Source organism: Bacillus cereus group sp. MYBK15-3 (assembly GCF_051916765.1).
GTDB lineage: Bacteria > Bacillota > Bacilli > Bacillales > Bacillaceae_G > Bacillus_A > Bacillus_A cereus.
Genome location: NZ_JBQAHG010000005.1, coordinates 1 through 14,432, shown reverse-complemented (window position 1 = coordinate 14,432; position 14,432 = coordinate 1). Strand labels below are relative to the sequence as shown.

Genomic DNA, 14,432 nt, shown 5'->3' with positions numbered 1-14,432 from the left:
CTACATAAGGTAGCGTAAATAAATATAAATGTGAGAAATGATTAATGAAACGATCATAATTGGGAAACCGACTTTTAGGAAGTCCATGTAACTAAATTTATGTCCTTCGCGGCTCGCGATACCTGCAACGATTACGTTAGCAGAAGCTCCGATTAATGTTCCGTTTCCGCCCAGACAAGCACCTAGTGCTAATGCCCACCATAATACATCGATTTGTGCGTCAGATGGTGATAAGCCTAGCCCAACTGCCATATCGTTAATAAGTGGAATCATTGTTGCGACGAATGGGATGTTATCAATTGTTGCAGAGGCGATACCAGATACCCATAAAATAAGGATGGATGCGTAAGAAATATCTCCGCCTGTTATACCAATTACTTTTTGAGCTAACATTTTGATAAGACCGATATCGATAAGTCCTCCAACAAGTACGAATAACCCTGCGAAGAAGAAGATTGTTACCCACTCTACGCTTGCAAATACTTCTTCAATTTCATGCTCTTTCACACCAATTAACATAAGTACAGTAGCACCAGTTAAGGCGATAATAGCGGCATCGATATGGAAAATAGAATGAGTCATGAAACCTACAATCGTAAGTCCAAGTACCGTTAAAGATTTTTTCATTAATACTGGGTCTTTAATGTATTGTTTTTCATCTAAGCTCATTAATTTTTTAACTTGTACAGGATCGGCAATTAATTGTTTGCGATACATGAAGTAAAGTATTATCGCTGTAACTGCAATAATAATAATTACAATTGGTGCTAGATTCAATAGGAAAGCATTGAAGTCTAAATGCTTATTTGCAGAACCAATCATAATGTTAGGTGGATCACCAATTAATGTTGCTGTTCCTCCAATGTTTGAAAAAATAATTTCAGAAAGTAAATAAGGAACAGGATTTACTTGCAGTATGCGCGTAATAGATAAAGTAACTGGAACAACAAGAAGTACAGTTGTAACGTTATCTAAAAATGCGGAGCCAAGCGCGGTAAGTAAGGAAAGTGAAATTAAAATTTTAATTGGATTTCCTTGTGCCCCTTTTGCTGCTTTAATGGCAACGTATTGGAAGACACCTGATTTACTCGTAATGTTCACCAAAATCATCATACCGATGAGTAGCGTAATCGTTCCCCATTCAATATGTTTCGTAAAGGCGTTATGTAAATCGACGACCCCCACAATTACCATGAGTGCTGCACCAAGAAGTGCGATGACAGCGCGATTAATTTTTTCAGAAATAATAATGGCATATGTAATTAAAAAGACTGCGATAGCAAAATAATACTGCCAGTTAGCGAGTTCTTGCGTTGTTTCGTGCAAAAATCTCATCTCCTTTCATTCACTTTTTCTTAGTGTGTCAAAAATGCTCTAGAAGAAACACACATAACGTCATTATAAAGTAGGAAAATGGCGGATGTAAATGAAAGGAGAGATTTTGTCATATTTTCTGCATAGGTCATTTTTTCTTATTTTTTAAAATATTTGTGGGCATTTGACATATATATAAGATACATCCAATCTGAATATTTAAAATGGAATTAGCATTCGAGCTTGTTCGTGTAGGAGTGTCAAATAGAAAGGAATGACAAAAATGATAAGGAAGGGATCGTATGGATGAACAACGATTTTTATTTTTAGACTTTGAGTTTACGATGCCCCAGCATAGAAAGAAACCGAAAGGATTTTTTCCAGAGATTATTGAGGTAGGACTCGTTTCAGTTGCTGGCTGTAAGGTAGAAGATACGTATTCATCACATGTCAGGCCGAAAACATTTCCCTCTTTAACGGATCGATGTAAGAAGTTTTTAGGAATAAAACAAGAAGTCGTGGATAAAGGGATTTCATTTCCTGAACTCGTTAAGAAGCTTTCAGAATACGAAACGAAATGTAAACCGACAATTGTAACGTGGGGAAATATGGATATGAAAGTGCTGAAGCATAATTGTGAAATGGCAGGGATAGCTTTTCCATTCTTCGGACAGTGTCGTGATTTATCGCTTGAGTATAAGAAGTTTTTTGGAGAAAGAAATCAAACAGGATTATGGAAAGCAATTGAGGCGTATGGAAAAGTAGGGACAGGGAAGCATCATTGTGCGCTTGATGATGCAATGACGACGTACAACATTTTTAAACTAGTAGAAAAAGATAAAGAGTATTTAGTAAAACCAGCACCTCCAACATTAGGAGAACTTGTTGATTTTTCAAAAGTGTTAAAGAAAGTGAGCACACAGTAACGACCAAATTGCACATTATGTAATTTGGTCGTTTTGTTTTTTAGAGTTTGTAGTCTTTCTTTAATTGCTCTAATGTGTCTAGACTACGAATCGCAAAAGGTGAATCATCTTCAGAAAATGAATTCATTTGAGTTTCTAATGCTAATTTTAGTGAATCTGTATAATCCGGAATTTCTCCTTCATATTTCTTCACCATTTGTTCTGGAATGTTCGTTTGCTCACGAAAAGCTAAAGCACGTCTTTCGTGGAAAAATGGTACGTCAGCTTGTTTTACGTTATGTAAGTCACCTTGCACCGGATGTTTTAAAACAGCTAATACTTTTACGACGTAACTGCCAGGGCGGCTATTTGTAACCTCGCCAATGTATTTTCCTGTTTTATAAATACCAGTAACGATTTCACCAATTTCAAATGTTTCTCTCATATTTTTCACCTCAAGTTTATAGTAAGGAAAGTGAGGGAAGGAGTCAAAGAAATCCTTCGTTTTCAGAACGCCCCTTGAGAATATGGGGAGGTTGCACTATAATTTAAAATGATATGACAGAAAATTCTGATGTTTTATAAATCCTATAATAAGGAGTGTTCTATATGATGCCTTTATATTTTCCGGAAGATAAAACAGAATATATTATTCCAGGGATTGTTTGTGTTCTATTTATTATCGGTGCTATTGCCACGTGGCGCATGTTTATTCGTATATCAAAAAGAGAAGCAGACCGATTACAGAAAGTTGAAGAAAAACTATTAGCTGAAAAGAAACAGTAACGCATTTTTGTATGTTTCCCTCTATGCTCGGACAATCTAAGGGCAGAATATATTTTGGAGGGAATAGAATGAAGAAACGGCTTTTTTTCAGTTGTTGTTCATTATTTCTGATGGCAGGTTGTGACCAAGGAAAGCCGAAAGAAATTGACGTGAAATTACATAATGCTTCAGGAGATGAAGTAGGGACTGCGAAAGTAGTTCAGCAAACAAGCGGAGTGAAAATTAAGATTAAAGGGGAAGGTTTCACGCCAGGCCCGCACGGCATACATGTGCACGAAATTGGTGAGTGTAAAGCACCACGATTTGAATCATCTGGGAATCATTTTAATCCTGATAATAAAAAGCATGGACTCCTTAATCCGAAGGGTGCAGAAAACGGTGATTTACCGAACGTAGTTGCAGATGGTTCTGGAAAGATTAAAGCAGAAATCGATGCACCTCACATTACACTTGAAGAAGGGAAAACGACGATTCATAGAAAAGATGGAGCGTCTATTATTATTACAGAAAACCCTGATGATGGTATGACTCAACCGACAGGTAAATCAGGGGATCGAATTGCTTGTGGCGTAATTGTAAAAAAAGCATCGGATATGAAGAAAAAGTAAAAGCTACCGTGAATGGTAGCTTTCTTTGTGAAATGTAATTGAAAATATATCAGCGATTATTGGAATATATCGACTTACCGACAAAATATGACAAAGGAGTCTGTCCAAGAATGATTCGGGACAGACTCCTTTCTTATTATGAAAACGTATGACGCAGTCTGTTTAAAATTTCTTCTAAAACAGATCGTGGACAGCCGATGTTAATTCGAATATGTTCTTCGCCACCTAACCCGTATTTCTCACCAGGTTCAACGATGATTTTTCCTTTTTCCTCAAGTAGTGCGGTACGCTCGTTTTGAGAAAGCTTTAGACGAGAACAATCAATCCATAATAAAAAGCTACCTTCTGGCTTCGTTACGGAAAGAGCAGGTATGTGAGTTTTAATATATTCACAAGCAAATTGAGCATTATCTTCTATATATAATCGAATTTCGTTTAGCCAATCATTACATTCTGTATAGGCGCTTTGCATCGCTGTATAAGCGAAGATATTTAACCCGTGGAAGCCTTGTCTATACTGGATAGCTGTAAAGGCATGACGGAGCTTTTCGTTTGGAATGATAATGATCGACGCTTGTAATCCAGCGATATTAAATGTTTTACTTGGAGCCATGCAAGTGATAGTGCGCTCTGCTAATTCTTCAGATAAGGAAGCGAACGGTGTATGTGTATGGTCTGCATAAATGATATCGGAATGAATTTCATCCGCCACAACGATTACGTCATATTTAGTACATAACGATCCGAGCTGCACAAGTTCCTCTTTCGTCCAAACGCGTCCGATTGGGTTATGAGGGCTACAAAGAAGCAAGAGTTTGATGCCTTGCTGAAACTGCTTTTCTAAATGCTTGAAGTCTATCACATATGTATCATTTTGTTTCTGTAATGGACTCACGCATAACTGCCTGTTGTTTGTTGTGACCATTTCGAAAAATGGAGGATAAATAGGTGGTTGTACGAGAACAGATTCGTTTTCTTTGGTGAAAGCCTGTATGCTCGTACTAAGAGCTGGAACGATTCCGGCGCTAAAGACAATCCATTCTTTTTGAATATCCCAGTTGTATTGTTGTTTTGTCCAGTTACAAATAATATCTCCAATATTTTCGGGAGGAAGTGTATAGCCAAAAATCGGATGTTCGATTCGTTGTTTTAAGGCAGTTTGAATTGGTTTTGGTACTTCAAAATCCATATCAGCAATCCAAGCATGGATAAGTTCTTCGTTTTTATATGTATCCCATTTTATACTATGCGTTCCACGTCGATTGATTGCTTTATGAAATAGTTGCATAAGTTTGCTCCCTTCTTCTGTAAAACCAATAAGTTATGAAAGTTCTCTCTCTTCTTATAGAATAGCTGATGTGATAGGATAAAGAAAAGTATTAAAAAGTGAAAAGGCGGGAAGCGAATGGGTACATATGAAAAGATGATAGAGGTTGTGAAGAATTGGGATCCGTTTCAAATGGGACCGGAGTTTTATGAAACAGAAGCGAGCGATGTTGTGAGCGTCATAAGTGTGTTTGACGATCCAAAATATATCGCAAAGAAGATTCAACATATATACTTTATGTCTTTCGAGGAAGTACCTGCGCTTGAAAAATGTGAGAAATTAGCTGTGGAATTACTTGTAATAAAAGAAGGCGGAAGCTGTTCATTATAGGCTGTCGGGATTTCCGACAGCCTTTTTTATATTATCCCGCTATTTGCTGGGTAGTAAGACCTTCAACTCAAAATTTAGCGGAAGCAAAGAAGTTAGGTGGAGGCTGATTAAAGTTTCATTTTATTGCGCGGAAAAAGCGATAATTTCTTCATAAACATGTTCAGGCTTTTCTTCAGGTAGTAAATGTCCTGTATTTTCGTAAGAAATAAATTTTGAATTCGGTAAATCTTTGTGTAGACGATGACCTACATGTACAGGGACGATGCGGTCTTTTTCCCCCCAAATGAGTAGGATAGGTGTTTCGATTTTTTGTAATTCAGTTGAAGATAAGTCACCTTCACGGTCTCGTATCATGCGAGTTAAAGCGGGAAATATACGGTCGTCATAAAAAGGAGCGGAGTAACCTTTTTTCATTTCATCGTCAATTAATGAGTGATCATGAACGACATTCATTAAGTTATGAACAATGCCGCGCCTTATAATCCAGTTCTTTACGTATAAATGAAAGAACGGTAAATAAGAAGAGTATAGTAAAGGTAAGGTTGCGCGCGCTAAATAGCTCGAGCTACATAGTAAAATCGTCTTTGAAATGAGTTCAGGACGTATACGGTTTACATAGAGAGAAATTTGCCCACCCATAGAATGCCCAACTAATACAATGTTTGAGAGAGATAAATGTTCAATTAAATCAATAATAATCGTTGCTAAATTGTGATAAGAATACTTAAACAGATGAGACTTATCACTTTTTCCGAACGGTGGCAAATCAAGAGCAATGACTGTTCCTTCCTTCGATAGTAAAGGAATTAGACGGCGGTAACTGAATGAGGAAGATAAAAAGCCGTGAACGAGTATGAAAGTAGGACGTTCTGTTTTATTATCATGTTCATACAATTCGTAATGAACAGTAGTGCCGCGAGTGGAAAAAGTGAAATAAGGACAAGTATATTTATGATTCATTTTTTGTCACTCCATTGATTTTTGTTCATATCATCTCCAAGGAAGAAGAAAATATGTTAACAAAAAAAGGCAAGATGACGATGTCATCTTGCCTTTCGTTTATTCAGTATTACCCGCGAACAATATTAGGCGGTGTTTTTCCTTGTAACCCTGCAACTAAATTTTCAGCGGCGGTCATGGCCATTTGCTGACGAGTTTTTAATGTTGCAGATCCGATATGTGGTAAAGTCACAACATTTTGTAATGATAAGAGTGGATTATCTTTTTGAATCGGCTCTTGTGTAAATGTATCGATACCTGCTGCAAAGATTTTCTTTTCTGTTAAAGCATGGATTAACGCTTTTTCATCTACTGTTTTGCCGCGAGAAGCATTAATGAAGATTGCTGTGTCTTTCATTAATGAAAATTCCTTTTCTCCGATAAGGTGATATGTTTCATCTGTTAATGGAGTAAGAAGAACAATAAAGTCAGACTGATTCAGTAGCGTCTGTAAATCACAATATGTAGCATCGAATTTTTGTTCAGCTTCTTCTTTACGACGGCGGTTATAGTAAAGAACATTCATATCAAATCCGAATTTTGCTCGTTTTGCAACGGCTTCTCCAATTCGGCCCATACCGATAATACCAATTGTGCTATGGTGTACATCTAGTCCGAAGTGTTCTTTTCCGATTTCAGCGTTCCATTCACCATTTTTCACGTAAGAATCGAGTTCGCAAACGCGGCGCCCAGCTGATAGCATAAGGGCGAAAACGAGATCAGCTACTGTATCATCTAATACGTATGGTGTATTTGTTCCGATAACATTTCGGTTTTTCATCGCTTGTAAATCAAAATTATCGTAACCGACAGAAATGTTGCTCACTACTTTTAAGTTAGGAGCTACTGTCAGTAATTCTTCATTAATAGCAGATCCGAAATTTAATAACCCATCTTTATCTTGTATTTTCTCTAATAGAATATCACGAGGTACTTTCTCATTTTGATCCCATTTTTCATAATCACAGTGTTCTGATAAATAGTTTTCTACAAATGTTGGAACTGGTTCAGCAATATAAACTTTTGGTTTCACGGTTCCATCCCCTTTCGCTTTATCCCGCATTTTTCCGCTGATTAAAGTTTCACTTTATTTTGACATAATTCAATAGAAAAATCTTCTTTTCAAACTTGAAAGGGTATTTGTATAATTTAGACACAAACGAAAAGGAAGGATGATTTATATGGTGACAGAAAAAGAATTAGAATTATTAGCTTGTCTTGAAAAGAGTAGTCGATTATCTGTAGATACATTAGCGAAGCTGTTAAATATAGAAGTAGAAGAAGTAAAGAAGATGGTTGCGAGATTAGAAAATGAAAAGATTATTGTGGATTATGTAACACATATCGATTGGACGAAAGTGAAAGAACATACAGGTTTAACGGCAATGATCGATGTGAAAGTTACGCCAAAGCACGGCGTTGGGTTTGATGCGGTTGCTGAGCAAATTTATCGTTATTCAGAAGTGAAATCCGTTTATTTAATGTCAGGGACATATGATCTTTCTATTACATTAGAAGGGAAAACGATGGGGGAAGTAGCGATGTTTGTTTCTGAGAAATTAGCAACAATTGAATCTGTCGTTTCTACAACTACTCATTTCATTTTGAAGAAGTATAAACATGAGGGTGTTATTTATGAAAAAGACGATGATGATAAGCGAATTGTGGTGACACCATGAAGCAATTTGAACTATCTAGATCAGCAGAATCTTTAAAACCATCTGGTATTCGAAAATTTTTTGATTTAGCAGCAAATATGAAAGGTGTTATTTCCCTCGGGGTAGGAGAGCCAGATTTTGTTACCCCTTGGAATGTAAGGCAAGCATGTATTCGTTCTTTGGAACAAGGGTATACGTCATATACAGCAAATGCAGGATTATTAGAGCTCCGTCAAGAAATAGCAAAGTATCTAAAAAAACAATTTGCAGTATCTTATGACCCAAGTGATGAAATCATTGTTACAGTTGGAGCGAGCCAGGCGTTAGATGTAGCGATGCGCGCCATTATAAATCCTGATGATGAAGTGCTCATTATTGAACCAAGCTTCGTTTCTTATGCACCACTTGTGACATTAGCTGGAGGAGTTCCAGTTCCTGTGGCGACTACTTTAGAAAATGAGTTTAAAGTACTACCAGAACAAATTGAAGCAGCTATTACAGCGAAAACAAAGGCGATTTTGCTTTGTTCACCAAATAACCCGACAGGTGCAATGCTAAATAAATCCGAGCTTGAAGAAATAGCAGTGATTGTTGAGAAGTACAATCTAATTGTATTATCTGATGAAATTTATGCAGAGCTTGTATACGACGAAGTATATACAAGTTTCGCGAGTATTAAAAATATGCGTGAGCATACGATTTTAATTTCGGGATTTTCAAAAGGGTTTGCGATGACAGGATGGCGTCTCGGTATGATTGCAGCTCCTGTTCAATTTTCAGAATTAATGCTCAAAATCCATCAGTATTCCATGATGTGTGCACCGACGATGTCTCAGTTCGCAGCACTTGAAGCGTTACGTGCGGGGAATGATGAAGTAATTCGGATGAGAGATAGTTATAAGAAGCGTCGTAACTTCATGACGACATCTTTCAATGAAATGGGCTTAACGTGTCATGTGCCAGGCGGAGCATTTTATGTTTTCCCTTCTATATCTTCAACAGGATTATCTTCAGCGGAATTTGCAGAACAGTTATTGCTGGAAGAAAAAGTGGCTGTTGTCCCTGGTAGCGTATTTGGCGAAAGTGGTGAAGGTTTTATTCGTTGTTCTTATGCAACATCGCTTGAACAACTTATGGAAGCAATGAAGAGAATGGAACGGTTTGTAGAGAATAAAAAAAGGACAAAACGTAATACGTTTTGTCCATAAAAGGGGGGGAATACTAGAAAGCCATGTGTTAGTAGTCTATCCCAATATTGGATAATTATACTTCCTTAAGGGAAATTTTTCATGAATTTTGAATGAGTTCTGTCATAGTGGTATAATTTACTAATATAAGGTATACGCATTCTAGATAACGTTATCTAGAATGCGTACTAACCAATCGGATATTTAAAATAAATATATCTGCTTTGCTCTCTATAATTGTAGAGAGAATGGTAAACGTATGGGAGTGTTTCATATGTCAGAACAATATACAACAGGAGTGGTTGTAACAGGGAAAGTGACTGGAATTCAAGATTACGGTGCGTTTGTAGCGTTAGATGCAGAAACACAAGGGCTTGTGCATATATCTGAAATTACAAATGGATATGTAAAGGATATTCATGACTTTTTAAAGGTCGGCGATACAGTAGAAGTAAAGGTACTTTCAATTGATGAAGAGCACAGAAAAATGAGTTTATCGTTAAAAGCGGCGAAAAGAAAACAAGGAAGGATTCTTATACCGAATCCATCTGAAAACGGATTTAATACGCTGCGAGAAAAGTTGGCAGAATGGATTGAAGAGTCCGAGTTAACAAAGTAAAAGAGGAACGCATATGAGCGTTCCTCTTTTACTTTATCTTATGATATATATTTGCAAATATGATTGCATGCAATCATATTCGTATGTCGGAGGTGAAAGGACATACTGATTATCGAATTTCGTTTGTTTCTGGGTGCGTACCAAGATTTTCAGATGGTTTAAACAGTAAACCAAGGTTGATAAGCCCAGATATACCAACGATGCCGTAAATAATACGTGCAAGAGCTGAATTTTGTCCACCGAAAATGGCTGCTACTAAGTCAAACTGGAAAAACCCGATTAGTCCCCAGTTCACAGCGCCAATTACAGTAAAGACTAATGCGATACGTTGTAAAGTACTCATGAAAAAGCCCCCCTTAATTGTGAAGCATGAGCAAGCGATGAGTTAATTAACTCTTTTATAGAATGGGGTAGTTATGTTGTTTTTATACATAAAAAATGTTTGAAAGAAGATGTATATACATCTATACCGAAAAATGCGAATTTTTATGCAAAAAATGAACTTTTTCTAAAAAATATATATTGGTTACGTTTACAATGTTTGAATCGCTTGATTTACAACTTCAGTTTCGCTAAAGTGAATACAGAAATACATATCCATAATTGGAGGGAAAAAGATGAGTACACATGTAACGTTCGACTATTCTAAAGCGTTATCCTTCATCGGTGAACATGAAATCACTTATTTACGTGATGCAGTGAAAGTAACACATCACGCAATCCACGAAAAAACTGGAGCTGGGAACGATTTCCTTGGGTGGGTAGACCTTCCGCTTCAATATGACAAAGAAGAATTTGCTCGCATTCAAAAATGCGCAGAAAAAATTAAAAATGACTCTGACATTTTACTTGTTGTAGGTATCGGTGGTTCTTACTTAGGAGCACGTGCAGCAATCGAAATGTTAAACCATTCTTTCTACAACACGCTTTCTAAAGAACAACGTAAAACTCCACAAGTGCTATTTGTTGGACAAAACATTAGCTCCACTTACATGAAAGATTTAATGGACGTATTAGAAGGTAAAGACTTCTCTATTAACGTTATTTCCAAATCAGGTACAACAACAGAGCCAGCACTAGCATTCCGTATCTTCCGTAAGTTATTAGAAGAAAAGTATGGAAAAGAAGAAGCTCGCAAACGTATTTATGCAACTACAGATAAAGCGCGTGGTGCATTAAAAACATTAGCTGATAACGAAGGTTACGAAACATTTGTTATTCCAGATGATGTTGGAGGTCGTTTCTCTGTATTAACGCCAGTTGGTTTATTACCAATCGCAGTAAGTGGCTTAAATATTGAAGAGATGATGAAAGGTGCAGCTGCTGGTCGTGATGACTTCGGAACATCAGAACTAGAAGAAAATCCAGCTTACCAATATGCAGTAGTTCGTAACGCTTTATACAATAAAGGAAAAACAATTGAAATGCTTGTTAACTATGAACCAGCACTTCAATACTTCGCTGAGTGGTGGAAACAGTTATTTGGTGAAAGTGAAGGAAAAGATCAAAAAGGTATTTTCCCATCTTCAGCAAACTTCTCAACTGATTTACACTCATTAGGTCAATACGTTCAAGAAGGTCGTCGTGACTTATTTGAAACAGTCCTTAAAGTAGGTAAATCTACACATGAACTAACAATTGAATCAGAAGAAAACGATTTAGACGGATTAAACTACCTTGCTGGTGAAACTGTAGACTTCGTAAACACAAAAGCATACGAAGGTACATTACTTGCACATAGCGACGGGGGAGTACCAAACTTAATCGTCAATATTCCTGAATTAAATGAGTACACATTCGGTTACCTTGTATACTTCTTCGAAAAAGCATGTGCGATGAGCGGCTACTTATTAGGCGTGAATCCATTTGACCAACCTGGAGTAGAAGCATATAAGAAAAACATGTTTGCTTTACTTGGTAAACCAGGATTTGAAGAATTAAAAGCAGAATTAGAAGAGCGTTTAAAATAATAAAAAGCGACCGGAATCCGGTCGCTTTTTATTATTTTATCGAAAAGTCCATCAGTATATTCAAACTAAAGTGGGTATGCTAAAGGAAAAGTCTAGGAGGGATGGGCTTGATTCCGATTCAATCAAATTTAGAAGGACGTACATATGCGTTATATAAGTTAGAAGAGATTATGAAACCACTTGGATATAGCATTGGTGGTAATTGGGATTATGATAAAGGATGCTTCGATTACAAAATCGATGAAGAAGATGGGTATCAATTTTTACGAGTTCCATTTACAGCCATTGATGGAGAACTAGATGTACCAGGCGTAATAGTTCGTCTTGGAACGCCGTATATTCTTTCGCACGTATATCAAGACGAACTAGATGATAATGTGAATACTTTAACAGCTGGAACAAGTGGAATCGATCAATTTGCTGAGCCGAAAGATCCAGATGGAGATGTGAAAAGAAAATATATCAATATTGGGAAAGTGCTCATGCAAGAATTAGAGCGTCATTTTACTAATGGTGAATAACAATGAGTATATCGCTTTCAATGAGAACAAAGGAATGAACTGGATTAATCATATATTGTTCGTCGCGCTTTATACCTAGTAAGAGAATGTTTTGCTTTAAAAGAGTATAGCTACAATTGGCAAAAGTTTGTCCGGTGCAGGACGATGGAAGCTCCATCAGTTGTAATTTATTATCAGAGATTTCGTCGTAAAGTGAAAATAGTACACCTGAAATGGAAGGGAATAAAAGAGAAGCGGTAAATACATAGCTCGTTAATTTATTTCCTTCTATAATTTCTGACACGCCAGCTCTCGTTGCATTTTGTATTTGTTCAGAAGTAAGAAGTTCAGCGATGCAGTGAATGTTTGGGTTGAGCCCTTTTGCAGTTAAAATATTTAAAATGGACTGTGTATCCGCTAAGCTTTCGTTTTTTTCTTTATCAGCTGTTATTAATATGGTGTGTGCCGTTGCAATATTAGCCTTTAATAAAGTTTGATCGTGATGCGGACAACCTTTTATAAATTCTAAATGATGAAATGGTTTTGGGAGTAAAGAAAGTGTTTCATCAATTAAAACGATATCAAGGTTTGGTTGTAATACGTGCATTTGCTTTACAACATGTTTTGCGCGCTCATTCCAGCCAACGATAATCATATGACCGTTAGAAGTAGCGGCTTCTTCACCTTTAATTTTCATATATTGTTTATTAATCATTTCAGTAGCAAACAGCACCATATAATAAGAACAAAAGCCAGTTCCTAATAAAATAATACTTATACCTATTAGTTTTCCTATCGTCGTATGGGGAGCAAAGTCGCCATATCCAACTGTAAAAATGGTAACGATTGACCACCAAATTCCGTCAAACCATGTAGTGAAATGAAAAGGTTCTAATCTATGTATAAGAAAACCGGAAAAAGCAGTCAGTACAATAATAAAACAAATTAAACGAAAAATAATGGAATCACGAAATGTATCTACTAAATTCGGACGGGATTTCAATTGCCTATTCCTCCTTACTTTGTAGGACTACATTCATTGTTGCCATTATAGAAAAAAGAAAAACTCTCTAATTAAAGAGAGTTTGTTTTACGTTACATACTTTCCACTTCAGTTTGTTGGACACTTTCAAGATGCTGGAGAGCATAGTAAACATCAGCGGTATGTCTTTTTTGATCAATGGACAGTTTAAGATGTAAATAGTGAGAACCGTTTTCTAATGTTTTAAGCTTCATATTCTTAACTTTTATATCCATTTCTTTTATTTCTTCAATTACGATTGGGATATTGTCCATATTTCGTACAACAAGTTTCACAGCGATATCACGTTGACGAAATGATCTAGGGCCTACATATTTCATTGCGAGTGGTATAAGTTCGACACTAATCATAAGGAAACACATTCCGAATATCGCTTCAATATAGAATCCGGCCCCAACAGCAATACCAATACCAGAAGCACCCCAGATCATAGCGGCAGTCGTGAGCCCTGCAATGCTATCGTTGCCTCTTCTTAAAATTACGCCAGCACCTAAAAAACCAATTCCTGATACAATTTGAGCGGCAAGTCGAAGTGGATCCATATTCATATGATCGGTATGTGGTAAGTTATAAGCTGCTTTAATAGAAACAATCGTTAGGAGGCAACTAATAATAGAAATAACTAAACACGTTTTTAAACCAAGTGGTTTCCGTTTTAATTCGCGTTCTAAACCAATGGCAAATCCTAAAATAGCCGAGAGACCTAGTTTGATTAATAAATCGGTATAGTCCATATATATTCCTCCTTGTATGCTATATGAATAAAACGCTTATTATAGAAAGAAACGTCTTTTGATAGAGTAACTTTATATAAAATATATGTAGGAATTGCTCATACATGAAAGAGATATTTCGTTTAAGTATATGATATAAAAAAAGAAATGTGGGCAGTTTTAAAAAAAGTTTATAAAAGGTGTTGCATTTCATTTTTCACCATGATATATTAATAACCGTCGCTGATGCGGAAACGCAGAAAACGACAAAAAAGAAATTGAAAAACTTAGTTGACATCGAAAAACGAAAATGTTAACATAAGGAAGTCGCAAATGAGCGACCAAGTAGTTCTTTGAAAACTGAACGAAACAAACAACGTGAAACGTCAATTTTTATTTTAGATGCTAGACAAACTAACTTTATTGGAGAGTTTGATCCTGGCTCAGGATGAACGCTGGCGGCGTGCCTAATAC

Annotated in this window: 17 protein-coding genes; 9 read left to right on the top strand and 8 right to left on the bottom strand. The window is 36.6% G+C overall.

Translation table 11 applies throughout. The annotated features are described in order from the left end of the window. A complete protein-coding gene (locus tag ACTFR8_RS20055) occupies positions 1–1,326 on the bottom strand; it encodes an ArsB/NhaD family transporter (RefSeq protein WP_000545231.1) in 1,326 nt (441 codons plus the stop codon). 290 nt (positions 1,327–1,616) lie between these two features. On the opposite strand from ACTFR8_RS20055, the gene kapD reads away from it, so the two are divergent. Further along, the gene (gene kapD / locus ACTFR8_RS20050; RefSeq protein ID WP_000344358.1) at positions 1,617–2,240 is read left to right on the top strand and encodes a 3'-5' exonuclease KapD; all 624 of its coding nucleotides are present in this window, start codon (positions 1,617–1,619) and stop codon (positions 2,238–2,240) included. Between the two features lie 40 nt (positions 2,241–2,280). On the opposite strand, the gene ACTFR8_RS20045 is transcribed toward kapD, so the two are convergent. After that, positions 2,281–2,664, bottom strand: coding sequence for a kinase-associated lipoprotein B (locus ACTFR8_RS20045; protein ID WP_098939924.1), 384 nt, complete (start codon positions 2,662–2,664; stop codon positions 2,281–2,283). Positions 2,665–2,828: 164 nt separating this feature from the next. Here ACTFR8_RS20045 and ACTFR8_RS20040 point away from each other — a divergent pair, with 164 nt between their 5' ends. Both ACTFR8_RS20040 and sodC read left to right on the top strand, forming a co-directional pair. Beyond that, on the top strand, positions 2,829–3,005 hold the full coding sequence (locus ACTFR8_RS20040; protein WP_000982755.1) for a hypothetical protein: 177 nt from the start codon (positions 2,829–2,831) through the stop codon (positions 3,003–3,005). A gap of 68 nt (positions 3,006–3,073) precedes the next feature. Further along, entirely contained in the window at positions 3,074–3,613 is a 540-nt protein-coding gene (gene sodC / locus ACTFR8_RS20035) for a superoxide dismutase [Cu-Zn] (RefSeq protein ID WP_100619774.1), read from the top strand. Between the two features lie 136 nt (positions 3,614–3,749). Here the strand turns inward: sodC and ACTFR8_RS20030 are convergent, their stop codons facing one another. Continuing rightward, on the bottom strand, positions 3,750–4,901 hold the full coding sequence (locus ACTFR8_RS20030; protein ID WP_001175817.1) for a MalY/PatB family protein: 1,152 nt from the start codon (positions 4,899–4,901) through the stop codon (positions 3,750–3,752). A gap of 117 nt (positions 4,902–5,018) precedes the next feature. Between ACTFR8_RS20030 and ACTFR8_RS20025 the strand changes: the two genes are divergently transcribed. After that, on the top strand, positions 5,019–5,270 hold the full coding sequence (locus tag ACTFR8_RS20025; RefSeq protein ID WP_000537645.1) for a YugE family protein: 252 nt from the start codon (positions 5,019–5,021) through the stop codon (positions 5,268–5,270). A 120-nt stretch (positions 5,271–5,390) separates the two neighbouring features. On the opposite strand, the gene ACTFR8_RS20020 is transcribed toward ACTFR8_RS20025, so the two are convergent. Further along, complete coding sequence (locus tag ACTFR8_RS20020; RefSeq protein ID WP_252209717.1) at positions 5,391–6,230, bottom strand: alpha/beta fold hydrolase; 840 nt, start codon at positions 6,228–6,230, stop codon at positions 5,391–5,393. Between the two features lie 109 nt (positions 6,231–6,339). Beyond that, on the bottom strand, positions 6,340–7,332 hold the full coding sequence (locus ACTFR8_RS20015; protein WP_002005894.1) for a 2-hydroxyacid dehydrogenase: 993 nt from the start codon (positions 7,330–7,332) through the stop codon (positions 6,340–6,342). 118 nt (positions 7,333–7,450) lie between these two features. Here ACTFR8_RS20015 and ACTFR8_RS20010 point away from each other — a divergent pair, with 118 nt between their 5' ends. The 3 genes from ACTFR8_RS20010 (at position 7,451) to yugI (ending at position 9,733) form a co-directional block, all read left to right on the top strand. Continuing rightward, positions 7,451–7,948, top strand: coding sequence for an Lrp/AsnC family transcriptional regulator (locus ACTFR8_RS20010; protein ID WP_000255696.1), 498 nt, complete (start codon positions 7,451–7,453; stop codon positions 7,946–7,948). Then, a complete protein-coding gene (locus ACTFR8_RS20005; RefSeq protein WP_000808524.1) occupies positions 7,945–9,135 on the top strand; it encodes an aminotransferase in 1,191 nt (396 codons plus the stop codon). Before ACTFR8_RS20010 ends, ACTFR8_RS20005 begins: the two co-directional genes overlap by 4 nt. Before the next feature lie 253 nt (positions 9,136–9,388). Beyond that, a complete protein-coding gene (gene yugI / locus ACTFR8_RS20000; protein WP_000003764.1) occupies positions 9,389–9,733 on the top strand; it encodes a S1 domain-containing post-transcriptional regulator GSP13 in 345 nt (114 codons plus the stop codon). 109 nt (positions 9,734–9,842) lie between these two features. On the opposite strand, the gene ACTFR8_RS19995 is transcribed toward yugI, so the two are convergent. After that, on the bottom strand, positions 9,843–10,076 hold the full coding sequence (locus ACTFR8_RS19995) for a DUF378 domain-containing protein (protein WP_000105788.1): 234 nt from the start codon (positions 10,074–10,076) through the stop codon (positions 9,843–9,845). A 274-nt stretch (positions 10,077–10,350) separates the two neighbouring features. Between ACTFR8_RS19995 and ACTFR8_RS19990 the strand changes: the two genes are divergently transcribed. Both ACTFR8_RS19990 and ACTFR8_RS19985 read left to right on the top strand, forming a co-directional pair. Then, a complete protein-coding gene (locus ACTFR8_RS19990) occupies positions 10,351–11,703 on the top strand; it encodes a glucose-6-phosphate isomerase (RefSeq protein ID WP_000103658.1) in 1,353 nt (450 codons plus the stop codon). A 107-nt stretch (positions 11,704–11,810) separates the two neighbouring features. After that, positions 11,811–12,224, top strand: a complete 414-nt coding sequence (locus tag ACTFR8_RS19985; protein ID WP_030029036.1) for a YugN-like family protein — start codon at positions 11,811–11,813, stop codon at positions 12,222–12,224. Here ACTFR8_RS19985 and ACTFR8_RS19980 read toward each other — a convergent pair. Beyond that, the gene (locus ACTFR8_RS19980; RefSeq protein ID WP_000842320.1) at positions 12,211–13,206 is read right to left on the bottom strand and encodes a potassium channel family protein; all 996 of its coding nucleotides are present in this window, start codon (positions 13,204–13,206) and stop codon (positions 12,211–12,213) included. The two genes, ACTFR8_RS19985 and ACTFR8_RS19980, sit on opposite strands and share 14 nt — an antisense overlap. Before the next feature lie 92 nt (positions 13,207–13,298). Further along, a complete protein-coding gene (locus ACTFR8_RS19975) occupies positions 13,299–13,979 on the bottom strand; it encodes an MgtC/SapB family protein (protein ID WP_000386676.1) in 681 nt (226 codons plus the stop codon). Positions 13,980–14,432 lie beyond the last annotated feature (453 nt).